This is a genomic window from Streptomyces sp. NPDC006335 (assembly GCF_040612795.1).
Lineage (GTDB): Bacteria > Actinomycetota > Actinomycetes > Streptomycetales > Streptomycetaceae > Streptomyces.
Window position 1 is genome coordinate 19478 of the sequence record NZ_JBEXQX010000009.1, and the last position, 17039, is coordinate 36516.

16 protein-coding genes are annotated in these 17039 nt (G+C 72.5%); 8 read left to right on the forward strand and 8 right to left on the reverse strand.

Annotation, left to right across the window (positions count from 1 at the left end):
- Nucleotides 1-1044: 1044 nt before the first annotated feature.
- The 7 genes from ABZ098_RS24400 (at nucleotide 1045) to ABZ098_RS24430 (ending at nucleotide 9170) form a co-directional block, all read left to right on the forward strand.
- Nucleotides 1045-1365: a MerR family transcriptional regulator gene (locus ABZ098_RS24400; protein ID WP_356594449.1), complete on the forward strand. Its 321-nt coding sequence runs from the start codon at nucleotides 1045-1047 to the stop codon at nucleotides 1363-1365.
- Between the two features lie 249 nt (nucleotides 1366-1614).
- On the forward strand, nucleotides 1615-1818 hold the full coding sequence (locus ABZ098_RS24405; RefSeq protein ID WP_007383480.1) for a cold-shock protein: 204 nt from the start codon (nucleotides 1615-1617) through the stop codon (nucleotides 1816-1818).
- A 205-nt stretch (nucleotides 1819-2023) separates the two neighbouring features.
- Entirely contained in the window at nucleotides 2024-3454 is a 1431-nt protein-coding gene (locus ABZ098_RS24410) for a DEAD/DEAH box helicase (RefSeq protein ID WP_356594451.1), read from the forward strand.
- A gap of 121 nt (nucleotides 3455-3575) precedes the next feature.
- Nucleotides 3576-3878, forward strand: a complete 303-nt coding sequence (locus ABZ098_RS24415; protein ID WP_053852860.1) for an SCO5918 family protein — start codon at nucleotides 3576-3578, stop codon at nucleotides 3876-3878.
- 490 nt (nucleotides 3879-4368) lie between these two features.
- Nucleotides 4369-6807, forward strand: a complete 2439-nt coding sequence (locus tag ABZ098_RS24420; protein WP_356594453.1) for a SpoIIE family protein phosphatase — start codon at nucleotides 4369-4371, stop codon at nucleotides 6805-6807.
- Between the two features lie 133 nt (nucleotides 6808-6940).
- Nucleotides 6941-8044, forward strand: a complete 1104-nt coding sequence (locus tag ABZ098_RS24425; RefSeq protein WP_356594455.1) for a DUF3533 domain-containing protein — start codon at nucleotides 6941-6943, stop codon at nucleotides 8042-8044.
- 586 nt (nucleotides 8045-8630) lie between these two features.
- On the forward strand, nucleotides 8631-9170 hold the full coding sequence (locus ABZ098_RS24430; protein WP_356594457.1) for an SMI1/KNR4 family protein: 540 nt from the start codon (nucleotides 8631-8633) through the stop codon (nucleotides 9168-9170).
- A gap of 50 nt (nucleotides 9171-9220) precedes the next feature.
- Here the strand turns inward: ABZ098_RS24430 and ABZ098_RS24435 are convergent, their stop codons facing one another.
- The 4 genes from ABZ098_RS24435 to ABZ098_RS24450 form a co-directional block, all read right to left on the reverse strand.
- The gene (locus ABZ098_RS24435) at nucleotides 9221-10459 is read right to left on the reverse strand and encodes an acyltransferase (RefSeq protein WP_356594459.1); all 1239 of its coding nucleotides are present in this window, start codon (nucleotides 10457-10459) and stop codon (nucleotides 9221-9223) included.
- Between the two features lie 50 nt (nucleotides 10460-10509).
- Nucleotides 10510-10755: a pentapeptide repeat-containing protein gene (locus ABZ098_RS24440; protein ID WP_356594461.1), complete on the reverse strand. Its 246-nt coding sequence runs from the start codon at nucleotides 10753-10755 to the stop codon at nucleotides 10510-10512.
- A gap of 16 nt (nucleotides 10756-10771) precedes the next feature.
- Complete coding sequence (locus ABZ098_RS24445; RefSeq protein ID WP_356594463.1) at nucleotides 10772-10954, reverse strand: hypothetical protein; 183 nt, start codon at nucleotides 10952-10954, stop codon at nucleotides 10772-10774.
- A gap of 214 nt (nucleotides 10955-11168) precedes the next feature.
- The gene (locus tag ABZ098_RS24450) at nucleotides 11169-11390 is read right to left on the reverse strand and encodes a hypothetical protein (protein ID WP_007383474.1); all 222 of its coding nucleotides are present in this window, start codon (nucleotides 11388-11390) and stop codon (nucleotides 11169-11171) included.
- Nucleotides 11391-11587: 197 nt separating this feature from the next.
- Here ABZ098_RS24450 and ABZ098_RS24455 point away from each other — a divergent pair, with 197 nt between their 5' ends.
- Nucleotides 11588-11854: a hypothetical protein gene (locus ABZ098_RS24455; protein WP_356594465.1), complete on the forward strand. Its 267-nt coding sequence runs from the start codon at nucleotides 11588-11590 to the stop codon at nucleotides 11852-11854.
- A 52-nt stretch (nucleotides 11855-11906) separates the two neighbouring features.
- Here the strand turns inward: ABZ098_RS24455 and ABZ098_RS24460 are convergent, their stop codons facing one another.
- The 4 genes from ABZ098_RS24460 to ABZ098_RS24475 form a co-directional block, all read right to left on the reverse strand.
- The gene (locus tag ABZ098_RS24460) at nucleotides 11907-12437 is read right to left on the reverse strand and encodes a TerD family protein (RefSeq protein WP_356594467.1); all 531 of its coding nucleotides are present in this window, start codon (nucleotides 12435-12437) and stop codon (nucleotides 11907-11909) included.
- 148 nt (nucleotides 12438-12585) lie between these two features.
- Nucleotides 12586-13380 (reverse strand): inositol monophosphatase family protein, encoded by a 795-nt coding sequence (locus tag ABZ098_RS24465; RefSeq protein WP_356594469.1) that lies wholly within the window; start codon nucleotides 13378-13380, stop codon nucleotides 12586-12588.
- Nucleotides 13381-13470: 90 nt separating this feature from the next.
- Entirely contained in the window at nucleotides 13471-14697 is a 1227-nt protein-coding gene (locus tag ABZ098_RS24470) for a sensor histidine kinase (protein WP_356594471.1), read from the reverse strand.
- A 93-nt stretch (nucleotides 14698-14790) separates the two neighbouring features.
- Nucleotides 14791-16995 (reverse strand): MMPL family transporter, encoded by a 2205-nt coding sequence (locus ABZ098_RS24475; protein ID WP_356594473.1) that lies wholly within the window; start codon nucleotides 16993-16995, stop codon nucleotides 14791-14793.
- Nucleotides 16996-17039: the final 44 nt, after the last annotated feature.

Here is a 17039-nt window from a genome sequence, read left to right on the forward strand (position 1 = left end):
ACTAGATGCTCGTCAGAGAACCGCCCGCCCGACTGAGAAAGAGGGAAGGATCTCGGTCCGGGTTCCTGTGTCCCCCCTGCGAAGCCCGGCCCACCGAAGATGCAGGGTATGACATCGCGGTGCTAATCGAACACCGGGCTGCGGCGGTCCGCCCGGCGTCGGTGCGGGTGCCTGCCGGCGGGCGGCGGAGGGACGGGGGCCGTGTCAGGAGACGGCTCCCGTCCCACCGCGGGCCGGGCGGCGGAGCTCCTCGACGGCATGGGCCGTCACCGCGTCCGCGGGCGGCGCGGGCGAATACGCCATATCCGATGTGAGGGGGTGGCGGGGGTGGGCGTCGCTGGGCGTGGGCGGACGGGGTGTACCTCCTGCTTGATATGAGCGGGGGTGTAGGTCTTGCTCGGCGGGAGCGGGGACGGGGGGTGTACGTCCTGCTCGGCGGGAGCGGGGGCCGGGGAAGGGCCGGATGCCTGGATCGGCTGAAAGTCAACGATCGGTGAGGCCGGGGGCCGGTGAGGCCGGGGGCCGAGGGCCGGGGGCCGAGGGCCCAAGGGCCGGGGGCCGGGGGCCGGGGGCCGGTGAGGTCGGTGGCCGGGGCCGGTGAGGCGGGGCCGGTAAGCCCGGGGGCCGGGAGGCGGGAGCCGGCCAGACCGAGAGCCGGGGGCCCGGGGGCCGGTCGCGGCCGAGAGCTGGGAGCCGGCGAGGCCGAGGGCCGGTCGGGGCCGGGGGTCGGGGCCGTTGAGTGCCGAGGGCCCGGAGGGGAGCGCTAGGGCCGGGGGAGCGCTAGGGGGCGGCTGGGCGTCAAGGGTGGGAACTTCGCAGCGACGGCGACGGGGTCCCCGGTCCCTTTACCTCGCGCCTGCTGTTCTCCTGAGCGTCGGGGGGCGCACGTGTGGCGGATCACTGTGGGCGTCGGAGGGATTTGTCGGGGTCTTCCGCCGGGCACAAAAGTCTGGTGTCGTGGCGCCACATTTAGGTGGGTCTCGACGTTAGAGTTGGGACCATCCCGGTGCCGCATCCCGCCGGCACGACCGGAACGAAGGTGCCATGCCCGCCGAGACCTCCCCCGCCGGCAACCTCGACGACGACGACTACCCCGCCTACACGATGGGGCGGGCCGCCGAGATCCTCGGCATCACGCCCGCCTTCCTCCGTGCCGTCGGGGAGGCGAAGCTGATCACGCCGCTGCGTTCGGAGGGCGGTCACCGCCGGTACTCCAGGGGCCAGTTGCGCATCGCCGCCCGGGCGCGCGAGCTCGTCGACCAGGGCACCCCCGTGGAGGCGGCCTGCCGCATCGTCGTCCTGGAGGACCGGCTCGCCGAGGCCCTCCGGCGGATCGAGGAGATGCGGCGGCCTCCGGGCGAATAACTGTCACGGCCGCGACAGAATCACGTGCAGGGCGCGGCGAAGTTTTCGGCCCGGTCGCCACCAGAATTCAGGGCGCCGTAGATCCGCCCACCTACCGTGTGTTACCGTGATAAAAGTTGCAGTTTTGGTTTCCGGAGAATTCACATGAGTTCTCCGGCGTCTTTCCGGGTCTTCCGGAGGGGAGTCCATCGCGGCGACTCGGGGTCCGTACAGTGCGGGTCCCGGCACTGCCCCCTAGGGAGATTCAATATGGCATCTGGCACCGTGAAGTGGTTCAACGCGGAAAAGGGCTTCGGCTTCATCGAGCAGGACGGCGGCGGCGCCGACGTGTTCGCGCACTACTCGAACATCGCCACCTCCGGCTTCCGCGAGCTTCAGGAAGGCCAGAAGGTTACCTTCGACGTCACGCAGGGCCAGAAGGGCCCGCAGGCCGAGAACATCGTTCCCGCCTGACGCTGACGCGTATCTTCACGGCTGGGGCCCGCACTCTTCGGGTGCGGGCCCTGTCCCATTGCCGTGAAAGAATCTGATTGTCCCGAAGAATCTGATTTTCTTCGTTTTTCCTCGGCTCTTTCTTGCGAATTCTCGCGCGGTTGCGCCGCGCCTCGGAGGAATTCCTCGACACGTGCCGCACGCATCGAGGAAGGGTTCCCCTCCCATGGACCGCACCCGCCGAACCGGGAACACCGGGAACAACACGTCCCGGCACCGCTCCCGCGGCGCGAGCCACCCGCGCTCCCGCCCCACCGCCGCACCCCGCGGCGAGTTCACCCTCCCCACCACCGTCACCGAGGCCCTGCCCGCGGTGGAGGCGTTCGCCGACCTCGACCTGCCCGAACGTCTGCAGGCCGCGCTCCGCGCCGAGGGTGTGACCACGCCCTTCCCCATCCAGGCGGCGACCCTGCCGAACTCCCTGGCCGGCCGTGACGTCCTCGGCCGTGGCCGCACCGGTTCCGGCAAGACCCTCGCCTTCGGCCTGCCGCTGCTGGCCCGCCTGGACGGACAGCGCGCCGAGCCCCGGCAGCCGCTCGCCCTGGTCCTCGTACCGACCCGCGAGCTCGCCCAGCAGGTCACCGACGCGCTCACCCCTTACGCGCGGGCGCTGCGCCTGCGCGCGGCCACCGTCGTCGGCGGCATGTCGATCGGCAGGCAGGCGTCCGCGCTGCGGGCCGGCGCCGAGGTCCTCGTGGCGACGCCCGGCCGGCTCAAGGACCTCATCGAGCGCGGCGACTGCAACCTGAGCCAGGTCACCATGACCGTGCTGGACGAGGCCGACCAGATGACCGACATGGGCTTCATGCCCCAGGTCACCGCCCTGCTCGACCAGGTGCGCCCCGACGGCCAGCGGATGCTGTTCTCGGCCACGCTCGACCGCAACATCGACCGGCTGGTGCGGAACTACCTGCACGACCCCGTCGTCCACTCGGTCGACCCCTCCGCGGGCACCGTCACCACCATGGACCACCACCTCCTGCACGTCCGGGACGACGACAAGCACGCCACCGCCACCGAGATCGCCGCCCGCGACGGCCGCGTGATCATGTTCCTGGACACCAAGCACGCGGCGGAGCGCCTCGCCAAGCACCTGCTGTCGGTGGGTGTGCGGGCCTCGGCGCTGCACGGCGGCAAGTCCCAGCCCCAGCGCACCCGGACCCTCGGCCAGTTCAAGGACGGCCAGGTGACCGTGCTGGTGGCCACCAACGTCGCGGCCCGCGGCATCCACGTCGACGACGTCGACCTCGTCGTCAACTTCGACCCGCCGGCCGACCACAAGGACTACCTGCACCGGGGCGGCCGTACCGCACGCGCCGGCGAGTCCGGGACCGTCGTCACGCTGGTCCTGCCGCACCAGCGCCGCTCGGTGGACCGTCTGATGTCCGACGCCGGTGTCACCGCGCGGACCACCCGGGTCCGCCCGGGCGAGGCCGAGCTGAACCGCATCACCGGCGCCCGCACCCCCTCCGGCGTGCCCGTCGTCCTCCCCGCTCCCGCGCCCGCCGAGGCCCCGAAGCGCTCCGGGTCCGCGGGACGCAACCGCAGCGGCCGCTCCTCGCGGGGCCGCCGCCGCTCCACCCCCACCAGCCGATAGCCGTACACCCACTGACGGGCCGGTGGCCGCTCCACCGGCGTTCCCGTCGCGAAGGAGACGAACAGGGCCGCACCCTGGCCGTTCTCACCGTCACGTCCCTACCGCTCCCCGTGGAGGCACCATGCGCATCGTCATCGCACGTTTTCCCTTCGACCTGACCATGAGCGAGGTCGAGAGGTCGATGGACGGCGTCCAGCCCGAACCCGCCACCGGCCTGTGTGTGACCGTCGGCCCCCACGTCTACCCGGTCAAGCAGGTCGGTCAGGTCATCACCCGCCAGGACCGCCGCGACTTCACCGCCAGCGAGGTGGGCCGCGCCCTGACCCGGCTCGGCTTCACCTGCCACGAGGTCCAGCCGCCCCGCCAGGAAGCGTTCAACGACCCGGCCGCGTCCCTCCCCTGGGCCGACACCCCGCTGGGCTGACGCCACCGATCGACACGGCCGGAGCACGGGAACGACCTGGCCCGTGGCCGCGAATCCCGGCCCTCGTCCGGCTCGCGGCCACGCGTCCGGCCGACGACCGTGTCGTACCGGAGCCGGGCCCGTGTCCGCCCGCCCCGCAGCCGCCTCGGAAGCAAGGCGCTCACCGGACAGCTGCGGTCGGTGCCGATCGACGACCGCGCCCGGCCCTCGCCCTCGCCGTGGCCACCGCCGCACCGCGCCGCTGCCCCTCCCGTACCGTGACTGCGGTCCTCGGTGCATCGCCGCCGCACCAGGCCAAGCCGCGCCTCCAGGGGTACGGCCCCGCAACCGGTGAAAGGCCTGGACCAGCACCGATTCCGGGTCCCGAGATCACCGTTTTCCGTTCCGCACCCCCCTCACCCCGTGCAAGACTGCGGCTCCTCACGGCAGAGCCGCCGTGTTCCCCCTGTCATCGCTTGAGCGGGGAGCTGCGCGGCGGGACGCTGGGAGCATGGACAGCAGGGGCGGCACATCCGGAGGCACCGTGGAGGGACGCGCACCCGAGGGCCTGGCGGTCGTCGTCGACGCGGGCGGGACGATCACGGTGTGGAGCGCCGGGGCGCGGGAGCTGCTCGGATACGAGGCCGAGGAAGTCGTAGGACAGCCGGCTGCCGGACTGCTCGCCGCCGACCTGCCCGAGTCCGCGCGCCGTCACGTCGCCGTGGGCCGGACCTGGGCCACCGAGGTCGCGCTGCGGCACCGGGGCGGCGACCGGGTGGTCGTACGGCTGAAGGCGACACCGCTCGCGGACGGCGACGGCGCGCGGCCGTGGCTGGTGACCGCCGCCGTCCCCGAGCACATGGCCGGGCCCGTCGAACCCGGCGCGAAGACCCTGTGGGACCTCACACTCGCCCAGTTGCCCGTGCCGGTGGCGATCTACGACACCGAGGCGCGGCTGGTGTCGGCCAACGAGGCCATGACCCGGGTGATGGGCCGCAGCGTGGCCGCGATGCGCGGTCTGACCCTGTGGGAGATCGAGCCGAACCCGCCCTTCGACACGTACGACCGCCTCCAGCGGCAGGTGCTGCGCACCGGTGAGCCGGTCTTCCACGAGAACTACGGGCAGGCGCCCGGCGAGGTCCGGGGCCACGCCTGGTCGATGTTCCTGTCCCCGCTGAAGGACGAGAGCGGGGCGGTGCGGGGCATGTCCGCGGCCGTCTTCGACACCACCGAGCAGTACTGGGCCCGCCGCCGCCTCGCCGTTCTCAACGACGCCAGCCTCCGCATCGGCAGCACCCTGGACGTGGCCCGGACCGCCGAGGAACTGGCCGAGGTGGCCGTGACCGGCTTCGCGGACTTCGTCACCGTGGACCTGCTGGAGTCGGTGGCCCTCGGCGAGGAACCGGAACCGGTGCCGCCGGACCGGCCGGTCACGGTACGCCGTACCGCGCAGCTGTCGGTCCTCGACGGCTGCCCGGAGTCGGTGGTGCCGACCGGCGGCACGACGTTCTACCCGGTGGGCACACCCCCGATGCGGGCCCTGATCGCCGGCCGCGGCACCCGGCCGAAGGCCTGGGACCCCGGGATGCGGGAGTGGGTCGACTCCTCCCCGGCCCGCGCCGAGACCGTGGCCAAGTTCATGATCCACTCGGCGATGATGGTGCCGCTGCGCGCCCGAGGGGTCACCCTGGGCCTGGTGCACTTCCTGCGGCACCGGACGGCCGAACCCTTCAGCGAGGACGACCTGCTGCTCGCGGAGGAGATCGTCGCGAGGGCCGCGGTGAGCGTGGACAACGCCCGCCGCTACACCCACGAGCGCCGCACCGCGCTCACCCTCCAGCGCAGCCTCCTGCCCGAGCGGCCGCCGCACCTCGTGGCCATGGACGTGGCCTACCGCTATCTCCCGGCGGGGGCCGGCGCGGACGTGGGCGGGGACTGGTTCGACGTCATCCCGTTGTCCGGCGCCCGGGTCGCCCTGGTCGTGGGCGACGTGGTGGGCCACGGCATCCACGCCTCGGCGACGATGGGCCGCCTGCGCACGGCCGTGCGCACCCTCGCGGACGTGGACCTCGCCCCCGACGAACTCCTCACCCAGCTCGACGACCTGGTCGTCAGGCTCGACCGGGAGGAGGGGCCGGACACCCGCGACGGGGGTGCGGAGGCCTCGACACCCGGTGAGGTGGGGGCCACCTGCCTCTACGCCGTCTACGACCCGGTCTCCCGCCGCTGCACGATGGCCCGCGCCGGCCACCCGCCACCGGCCGTGGTCACCCCGGACGGCGAGGTCCGCTTCCTGAACCTCCCGACCGGCCCGCCCCTCGGCCTCGGCGGCCTGCCCTTCGAGTCCGTCGAGGTGGAACTGGAGGAGGGCAGCCTGCTCGCCCTCTACACCGACGGCCTCGTCGAGGCCGCCGACCGTGACATCGAGGTCGGGCTGAACCTGCTGCGCGGTGCCCTCGCCGACAGGGCGGGCCCGCTGGAGGAGACCTGCGACGAGGTCCTGCGGACGGTCCTTCCGGCCCGCCCCGCCGACGACATCGTCCTGATGCTGGCCCGCACCTCCGCCCTGGACGCCGCGAAGGTCCGCACCTGGCAGCTCGAACGCGACCCGGCGGCGGTGGCGCGGGCGCGGAAGGCGGCGAGCGAACAGGTGACGGCGTGGGGCCTGGGCGAGGCGTCCTTCGCGACGGAACTGATCGTCAGCGAGCTCGTCACGAACGCCGTCCGCTACGGCGACGACCCCGTCGTCCTCCGGCTGATCCGTGACTCGGCCCTGATCTGCGAGGTCTCGGACGGCAGCAGTACGGCTCCGCACCTGCGCCGGGCGCGGGTGTTCGACGAGGGCGGGCGGGGGCTGCTGCTGGTCGCACAGATGGCGGAGCGGTGGGGGAGTCGGCAGACGGCCACGGGGAAGACGATCTGGGCGGAGCTGGGGTTACCGGACGAGTAGGTGTCCCCGGCAGTCGGACGGCCCGGTGTCCCCGGCGGTCGGACGGCCCCGTCCGTAGGTCGCCCGGGCTACCCGGTTTGCGTGAGGCGGCAAACGGAACGGCGAATTCACCCGCCTGTGCGACGATGCGCCCGTGAACGTACCCTCCAGCCCTTCCGCCGGCGCACCCCCCACGGAGCCGGCCCCCAAGTCCCCTGGTTTCGCGGCGGAGTTCAAGGACGCCGTGACGTTCCGGGCCTTCGGCCTGGTCCTCGGTGGCCTGCTGGTCCAACTGGCCTTCGTCGTCTCGTACGTCGGCGCCTTCCACTCTCCCACCCCCCACCGCATCCCCGTGGCCGTGGTGGCCCCCCAACAGGCCTCCGCGAAGATCGTCGCGCAGCTCAACGGGCTGGACGGCGAGCCGGTCAAGGCGATGGCGGCTTCCAGTACGGCCGTTGCCCGCGAGTGGGTCATGACGCGCCGCACGGACGCGGCCTTCCTCTTCGACCCGAAGGGCACCGAGGACACCCTGCTCGTCGCCTCGGCGGGCGGCCCGTCGGTCTCCCAGACGGCCACGCAGATCGCGCAGAAGATCGAGGCGTCCGAGAAACGCCGGATCACGGTGACGGACATCCGCTCCCCCAACTCCGGCGACGGCCGCGGCATGACGTCGTTCTACCTGGTCCTGGGCTGGGTGATCGGCGGCTACCTGACCGCGACGATCATGGGCATGGCGTCCGGCTCCCGCCCGGCGAACCGCCCCCGCACCCTGATCCGCCTCGCGGCCCTGATCCCGTACGCGATCGTCTCGGGCCTGGCCGGAGCGCTGATCGTGGGCCCGGTGTTCGACGCCCTGGGCGGCCACTTCTGGGCCCTGAGCGCGATCGGGGCCCTGACGGTCATGGCCTCCGCCGCGACGGCGCTGGCGTTGCAGACCCTGCTGGGCCTGCTGGGCACCGGCCTGGTCGTCCTCCTCTTCGTGGTCCTCGGCAACCCGAGCTCGGGCGGCGTGTACCCGGCCCCCCTGCTCCCCGCCTTCTGGAGCGCGATCGGCCAGGCCCTGCCGCCCGGCGCCGGAACGACCCTGGTCCGCAACACGGTGTACTTCTCGGGCCACGCGACGGGTTCGGCGCTTTGGGTGCTGGTCGCGTACGCGGTGGGCGGAGCGGTGCTGGCCTGGGGCGCGTCCTGGTGGCGGGAGAAACGGGGGGCTCCGGCGGGGGCCACACCGGCGACGGAGACGCCGGCGACTGTCTGACGGACGGCACGGCTTTCCGCACGGGGCACGGCACTTGTGCTCTGGCCTTCGTGCGGGGAGCCAGCCTCCCCATTGGGCTCCGGTGGGGCCGTGCGGGTCGTCGCGTCCGAGCGGCGCCGTTCATGTGGCGCACGGTAGGGACGGCCGCCTCTGTGCGGTCCGAGTGGAGTGCTAGGCGGTGGTTGTCCGTGGAGGAGTCGGTCGTCGGTGAGGTGGCGTACGGCTGCGAACCGTTCGTCCTGGCCGGTCCCGGAGGCGAGGTCGCTCAGAGCGTAGGCGAGGGGTTCACCATGACGATCATCCCCGTGGTGAGTTCCAGACGGACAAGCAGCAGGTTCCACCAGGGGCTTTCAGCCAGGCGGACACCGCCCCGAGCGCGGGGACGGCGGCGAGGGTGAAACCCCGGACGCGGCCCGGCGTGGCGACACGCCACACGCCCAACACGCCCACTCCGCCGCCCGGATGGTCGTCTCGCACATCGGTCACGAGGCGAATGATCCTCGTCGGGGCCTCATGGCGGAACCACGGGGAGGTATGAAGGCCCGCCCGTGTCGACAAGGAGAGGCGGGTCGTTGAGGATCACCTGGTGACTGATGACGAGCTCGTCCTGGCGGTCCGTGAGCGCGCCGCGGAGCGAGGGCTGCCCGGCCCGGCAGCTCCTGAGGACGTCAGCGCCGTCGAGCGTCTGGTCGGGTATCCGATGCCCGCGCCGCTGAAGCGGATGTATCTCGAAGTCGCCGACGGTGGCTTCGGGCCGTGGCAGGCGGTGTCGCTGACCGACACCGGAAAGTGGTTCAGCGATTGCGCGGACCTCGCCATGGCCTACGACCAGTTCGGCGGCCCCGGTGGCGTTCTGCCGCCGGGGCTGGTCCCGCTGACGGACCGGGGCTGCGCCATGTGGACGCTGATCGACTTCCGCACGGCCGACGGCCGGATGTGGGACTGGGACCCGAACCTGTGCTGCGCCCGGCATGCCCTCGCCCCGATCGGCCAGTCGCTCACGCAGTGGCTCGTCGACTGGCTGCGCGGGCAGGCACACGAAGGCCCCTACACCCGTCACCCACGGGATGTCGCCTCCCCCTGCATCCCGTGGGGCGCGGGGAGGTCAGGGCCGGCCCCTGCGTGAGTCATCGAACGGCACACCGGCCCGGCGGGCGCCGTTCCGTACACCTCTCCCTACGCCGTGGCCAGCACCGGCCCCCGTGCCTTCCCCGCATGTGCTCTCCGCAGGAACGGCCTTTCGACGGCGTAGTACGACAGCAGTGCCATCAGCAGGGTCAGTACCACCGTCGCCGCCAGGCGTCCCTCCCGCACGCCGAGGGAGGCGAGGAGCCGTACGACCGGGTAGTGCCAGAGATAGATGCCGTAGCTCAGGTTGCGGCCCACCCAGGACAGGGGGGTCAGGGCGAGCAGGCGGGACAGGCGGTCGTCGGGGCGTAGTTCCAGGGCGGTGACCAGGGTGGCGGAGAGGACCGCCACGGCGAGGAAGCCGATCGTGTACCAGGCGGACGTCCACGGGCCGAGATCCTCGGTGACCGGTACCTGCCAGGCGACCAGGCCCAGCAGGGCGAGGGCCGGCCAGGCGAGCCGGGCGGACCAGGTGCGCAGGAGGGCCAGGCGCGGGTCGTCGGACCGCAGGCGGGCGAGGGCTACGGCGACCAGGGCGCCGGCCAGGAGCTGGTCGGCGCGGGTGTCGGTGCCGTTGTAGATGCGGTGGGCCGCTTCCGGGGTCCACAGGACGCAGCGCCAGAGCAGGGGGAGCACGCACAGGGCCGCCGTGCACAGGAGGACCGTACGGGCCCGCAGGCGTCGGAGGAGAAAGAGCAGGACGAGCGGCCAGAGCAGGTAGAACTGCTCCTCCACGCCCAGGGACCAGGTGTGCGCGAGCGGGCTGGTGAGGTCGGAGTAGGGGCCGGGCTCCATGGCCCGTACGACGTTGGTGAGGAACGTCGCCGACAGTCCCGCGGCCTGGAGGGAACCGTCGAAGCCCCACAGGTCCGTGGTCGCGGCCAGCAGGGCGCAGACCGCGCACAGGGCCAGCAGGGCGGGGACGAGCCGCAGCCAGCGCCGCCGGTAGAAGGACATCAGGGAGATGCCGCCGCGGCGGACGTACTCGGCGATCAGCAGGCGGGTGATGACGAAGCCGCTGATGGTGAAGAACACGTCCACGGCGACCGCGCCACCCGGCAGTGCCTCGGGCTCCACGTGGTGGACGATGACCAGCGCGACCGCGAGGGTGCGCAGTCCGTCCAGGCCGCTCACCCGGCCGGTGCGGGACACCGCGGACGGAAAACCCCGGCTCGCACGGGGTGCGACCGGGGCCGGTGGTCTGCGGGCGCCGACCGCCGTGTCCGCTCCCTCCTGCCCTTCCTGCTCCGTTTCCGCCACGGCTGTCGAGTCCGGTGCCTTCGCCATGAAAGAGATCTCTTCCCACCTGCCCGCTGAATCGAGTAATCCCGGTGCGCCTAACCGGAATCCACGCTCCCATGCCTTTCTGGGCGTCCGCTGTGATGAATCACGGCCCCACCACAGGACGGGCACAGGTTCTGCTCAGCCGTACGCGGGACAGCCCCCCGTACGGCTCCACGCGTGGAATCCGCCCAGGGCTCGGGGCGCGTGCGAAGGCGGACGCGGCGAAGGCAGACGCGTCGAAAGCGGGCACGGCGAAAGCGGGCACGGCGAAGGTGCGGCCGGCGGAGGTGCGCTCTCACCGGTCGGAGACGTACGTCACATGGGCGGGGCGGGGCAGCCGACGACTCCGCGGTGTGTGTACGGGGCGAGGTCGGCTGTCAGGGCCCGGGCCCCCTGGCCGGCGCGTACGGCGCGCACCCAGGGAGACGGCCCGGCCCAGAAGGACGTCCACTCGGTGATCCGCACTCCGAACGGCGACGACCACGGAAAGGAGCTCATCGGGGCAGCACTGTCCGACCTCACCGCACCGTCGGTGAGGCGGGGGGAGCTAGGCCGCTTCCGGCCGCGGGAAAGTCTCGTCCTCGTCGTCCCCGAAGTCCGGGGCCTGGAAGGGGTTCGTGGTGGGGGGCGGCAGGGCCGCGGGGGTGCGCTGGGGCTGCCCTTCGGGGGCGGAGAACAGCGAGGTCAGATCGATGAGAGGGAGTCCTTTCTCCTACAGCTTGGTCATCTTCGAGTACGGACTCAGGATCCGCATCTGCGACGAACCGAAATCGACGAGCACCGCGATTCCGTCCTCGACGCCGATCACGCGGCCGAGACCGTACATGTCGTGTGTGACCTGGTCGCCCACCGCGAAGTGCTTGGGAGCGGGTGCGACCGGTGCCTTGAAGGGGCTGGTGGGCAAGTGACGCTTCTGTGCAGCAGGCTTTGTCATCCTCCTCAGTATGCGCCTACGGCCGCCCGGCCCGCGCCGTCTGTACAGGACCGATACGAACACGCAACGGGCGGGGGGCCGCGGAACGCCTCGCGGAGATCACCGCGAACGGGCCGGCGGGGGGTGCCGCAGCCGTCCCGGAGACTCGGCCGCGTCCCGCTCTTGAACGCCATACCGGTGCCGCCTTGGATGACCCGATGGAACGCGTCGAAGCAGAACTGTTCACACCGGGCGGCAACAACGCCGTGGTCCGCCTGCCCGGTCGTCACTTCCCCGGGGTCCTGGTGCAGGGCGACTCCCTGCACATCGTGCGGACCGAGGTGGCCGAGATCCTGGAGGCCTGCGAACGGGGCGACCTGGCAGAGGCCCGCGACACGGCCGGCCTCCTCCTGAGCGGCCTCGACGAGCTCCTGGCCGGCTACGAGGCGGCGCTCTCGGACCACGGGATCCGGCGGCCGTACTGAGGCGGCCCGCCGCGTCGCACGGCGGGGGTGAGGGTGCCGTCCGCCAGTGCCCTCACCCCCGTACGCTGCCCATCTCCGCCATGAATTCGGCGGGGTTGCTGTCGAAGCCGCGGATCAGCTCCGTGAGGTGCCACGCCCCGGACGGGTCCCTGGTGAACTCGGCGATCGTGGCGGCGGTGGCGTCCGCGACGCCCGCGAAGTCGTCGGCCAGCAGGTGGCGGTAGCCCTCGACGACGAGCACCCCCGCGTGGGTGAGGTCGCCGAAGGTGCGCGGGCCGCCGTTCTGGTGGATGGCGACGCCGACCACCACCCGGCCGTAGGCGGACGACAGGCGCTCGAACTCCAGCTCCATGACCTCGACGAACCCGAGGCCGAGGCCGGTCTCGCTGTGCCGGGTCATGGTGATGGTGCCGTCCGGCGAGCGGCTCTCGGTGTGCACGACGTACTCGGGCCGCCCGTACGGGTCGCCCGCCGCGTAGGTCGCGGCGACGATGTCGAGGTGCCGGGCCGGTTCCCCGTAGGGGCTCGGGTCCCACTTGAGCCGCACCTGGACCTTGCCAAGACCCGCGCCGTCGGCATGCATCAAGCCGCTCCCCGTCCAAGCTCCCCCCGGGACCCTCCCGCTTGCTGAAGTATGTGCTCCGATCAGCCTCTTGATGCCTCGCCCACGGTCATCTCCTGGTCAGATCCGGCCCGGACTCCGTCAGCCGGACGCCGTCAACCGGACGCCGTCAGCCGGCCTCCGCCCCCGAGGCGCGCCAGAGTTCGGACGTCTCCTCGGCGGCGCCGGGCGCGACGAGCAGCAACGGCTGGTTGTGGGCGGGGAGTTCGGGCAGGGCCACCGCTCCCGCCTCCCGTGCGATCAGCAGCGCCGGGAGCCCGTCGACCGCGTGGAAGCCGCCGATCGCCGCCGCGGTCGCCCGGCCCGCCGCGACCTGCGCCAGGGAGAGCGCCGTCGACCCCATCACGCGCACCGTGCAGTGCCGGTCGGCGAGTTCGGCGAGGAGGGCGTCCAGGCCGGGCCAGTGGGCGTGCGCGGCCCACTCGGTGAGGAAGACGTGGCCGGTGAGGGTGGTGTGGGCGGCCGCGTACGTGCGGGTGCCGTTCAGATACGCCCCGCGGCCCTTGACGGCGGTGAACGTCTCGCCCCGCCAGGGGTCCGCCACCACACCGAGCAGCGGGGTGCCGTCGGCGGCGGCCAGGCCCAGCGAGAAGGAGCACCAGCCCAGTCCGTGCGCGTAGTTGGTGGTGCCGTCGACCGGGTCGATCACCCAGTGCGGGGCGCCGGCGGAACCCTCCGTCGTGCCGTACTCCTCGCCGACGATCCCGTGGTCGGGGAAGGCCCGCCCGAGCACCTCGCGGGTGTGGGTCTCCACCGCCTCGTCGGTCGCGGTCACGATGTCCGCCGGCCCGTCCTTCTCCCGCACCTCGGCACCCGGGTCGCGGGGGCGCCGGATCGTCTCCGACGCCCAGGACGCGAGGTCCGTCGCGACCTCCAGTGCCCGGTCGAGATCCACGTCAGCCATGCCGGCCACCCTACGGGCCCGGGGTCAGGCGGTCGGCGGCCTTCCGGTGAATCCCGGGTGACCCCTGCCCCACCCGCGCCGCCCCGTCCCTCACCCTGTCTCCTCCCCGCTCACCGACGGCTGCAACGGCAGTGCCGTGCTCACCTCGAAGCCGCCCTCCGGACGCGGTCCCGCCCGCAGTTCGCCGCCGATGGAGTGGGCGCGTTCACGCATGCCCATCACGCCGAAGCCCTTCCCGGCCCCGGGGTCGGCCTCGGTGGGCGGGCCCTCGTCGGTGACCGTGATCAGGAGACGGGAGCCGTCGTAGACGAAGCGGACGTGCGCGGTCTGGGTGGCGGCGTGCTTGGTGACGTTGGTGAGGGCCTCCTGCACGATCCGGAACGCGGTCAGGTCCACACCCGGTGAGAGGGGCTGCGGCTCGCCCTCCGTGGTGACGGTGACGGTGATCCCCGCGGAGGCGCACGAGGAGACCAGTTCGGGCAGCCGGGCGAGGCCGGGGGCCGGTTCCAGCGGGGCGCCCTCGTCGTCGGTCTGCCGCAGCAGGCCCAGGGTGGCCTTCAGTTCGCGCAGCGCGGAGGACGTGGTGCCGGTGAGGTCGTGCAGGATCCGCTGGGTCTGCTGCGGGTTGGCGAGCGCGAGGTGTTCGGCGGTGCCGGCCTGGGCGTTGGCGAGGGCCAGGTGGTGGGCGACGACGTCGTGCAGCTCCCGGGCGATCCGCATGCGTTCCTCGGTGACCCTGAGCCGCGCCTCCTCCTCGCGGGTGCGCTCGGCGTGGTCGGCGCGGGCCTGGGTGGCCGCCAGGTAGGCCCGCCGCAGCCGCGTCATGGTGCCGGCGGCCAGCGGCAGCATCAGCCAGAAGACCGGGCCGATGGTCCTGAGCAGCAGCGCCACATGGTCCATGGAGTCGGAGAAGGCCGCCGCGAGGGTCAGCATCACCGTGGTCGCCAGACCGTAGGCGCGGATGGTGCTCCGCTCGGTGAGGGTGGCCAGCCAGTACAGCGATGCCATGACGGGCCCCAGCAGCAGGGGGGTGAGGAGGTAGCCCTGCGCGATCACGAGCGTGGCGCAGAGCGCGTTGACCACGACGGTGAGGCGCGGGTGGGTGCGGTGCTTGAGCAGGGCGAGGCAGGACACCCCCATGAGGGCCACGGCCAGCCTGTCGTCGTCCGGCGGCGCGGCCCCGGGCAGGGTGAGCGAGGCACCGAGGGTCGCGGAACCCATCAGCGCCAGGACCAGGGCCAGGTCGACGAGGAAGGGATGGCGTTCCGAGAACTCCTCCAGGCGGTCGGTGTACCGCCGCTCCGGGCTGGTGGTCATCGTGTTCTCCGGTGGGTGGGCCTGGGCCCCATGGTGAGCGAACGGGGCCGCCCGTGCCGTACGACACGGGCGGCCCCTGGTGGGGGGTGGGGGTCAGACGCGTACGGCCTCCTGGTGCGCGGGCGCGGGCTGCGGAGTGTCGGCGGCCCTGGTGAGCGCCTCGCCCTCGACGTCGACCCGGGGCAGGATCCGGTCCAGCCACGTCGGCAGCCACCAGGCCTTGTCGCCGAGCAGGGCGAGCACGGCCGGCACGATGGCCATCCGCACCACGAAGGCGTCGAGCAGGACGGCGGTGGCCAGGCCGAACCCGATCATCTTGATCATGGAGTCGCTCTCGCCGATGAACCCGGCGAAGACCGCGATCATGATGAGTGCGGCGGCCACGACCACCCGGGCGCTGTGCCGGAAGCCGGAGGTGACGGCCTGGCTGGCCGTCTCGCCGTGGACGTACGCCTCGCGCATCCGGGAGACCAGGAACACCTCGTAGTCCATGGCGAGGCCGAAGACGATGCCCACCAGGAAGATCGGCATCAGGCTCATGATCGGGCCGGTGGTCTCCACGCCGAAGAGTCCGGCGCCGTGCCCCTCCTGGAAGACCACGACGACCGCGCCGAGGGAGGCCAGGACGGAGAGCAGGAAGCCGAGGGCCGCCTTCAGCGGGACGAGCAGGGACCGGAAGACCACCAGCAGCAGCACGATCGCGAGGCCCACCACGACGATCAGGTACGGCACCAGCGCGGACTGCACCTTCTCGGCGATGTCGATGTTCAGGGCGGTGGTGCCGGTGACCTCGAAGGTGGCTCCGGTCTCGGACTCGATGCCGGGGCGCTCGCCGCGGATCGTGGTGACCAGGTCCTTGGTCTTCTCGGCGGTCGGCGCGGTGGACGGCACGACCGAGAAGACGGCGGTGTCCCCGGTCTCGTTGAAGCGGGCCGGGGAGACGGAGACGACCCCCTTGGTTTTGCCTATCTCCTTCGCGATCGTCGAGGCCGCCCCCTTCGCGTCGTCGTCGCCCTTCGCGTCCACGACGACGGTCAGCGGGCCGTTGAAGCCCGGCCCGAAGCCCTCGGCGAGCGCGTCGTAGGCCCGGCGTTCGGTGCTGGAGACCGGCTTGGCCTCGTCGCCGGGCATGCCGAGCTGGAGGGAGGTCATCGGCAGGGCGAGGGCGCCGAGGCCGACCACGCCGAGCAGCAGGACGGGCAGCGGGTGGCGCAGCACCAGCCGGGCCCAGCGGGTGCCGCCGTTGTCCTTGGCCTCCGCCTCGACACGGCCGCTCTTACGCGCCTTGCGCCGCAGGACCGCGTTCGGCCAGAAGCCGAGGAACGCCGGGACCAGGGTCAGCGCGATCAGTACGGCGACCACGACCGCGCCCGCCGCGGCCAGGCCCATCTTGGTGAGCATCGGGATGCCGACCACCGAGAGTCCGGCCAGCGCGATGACGACGGTCAGGCCCGCGAAGACGACCGCGGAACCGGCCGTGCCGACCGCGAGTGCCGTCGCCTCCTGGGGTGCCCGGCCCTTGGCGCGTTCCTCGCGGTAGCGGGAGACGACGAACAGGGCGTAGTCGATGCCGACGGCCAGGCCCAGCATCATCGCGAGGGTGCCGGTCGTGGTGGACAGGCCGAGGGCGTCGGACAGGGTGAGGATCGTGGCCATGCTGACGCCGACGCCGACGATCGCGGTCAGCAGCGGGAGTCCGGCGGCGGCCAGGGAGCCGAAGGTCATGAGGAGGACGACGGCGGCGATGGCGACACCGATCAGCTCGGCCGCGCCGCCCGCGCCACCGCGGTCGTCCATGGCGGTGCCACCGGCGTCGACGGCCAGCCCGGTGTCCCGGGCCTCGTCGAGGGCCTTGGCCAGCCGGTCCCGGTCGGCGTCGGTGAGGGCGTCGGCCGCGACCTTGTAGGTGACGGTGGCGTACGCCGTCGTGCCGTCCTTGCTCACCGCGCCCGCCTGGAACGGGTTCACGGCGGACGCGACCTGTGAGCCGTCGGCCAGGTCGGCGACGGTGTCCTCGACGGCCTTCCTGTGGTCGGCCGCGGTGACCTTCTCGCCCTTCGGCGCGACGAAGACGACCCGGGCGGTGGCGCCGTCGGCCGTGGCCCCGGGGAAGCGCTGTTCCAGGAGGTCGAACGCCTTCTGGGACTCGATGCCCGGCATCGAGAACCCCTCGTCGGCGGTGCTGGGCGCCTTCATGGCGCCCAGCCCGAAGGCGGCCAGGACGGCCGCCCAGACCAGGGCGACGTACCAGCGTCGCCGGAAGGCCAGGCGGCCCACGCGGTAAAGGAAAGAAGCCACGGCGGGGGTCTCCAGATCTGGTGCCGAACGGTCCGTCCAGGCTG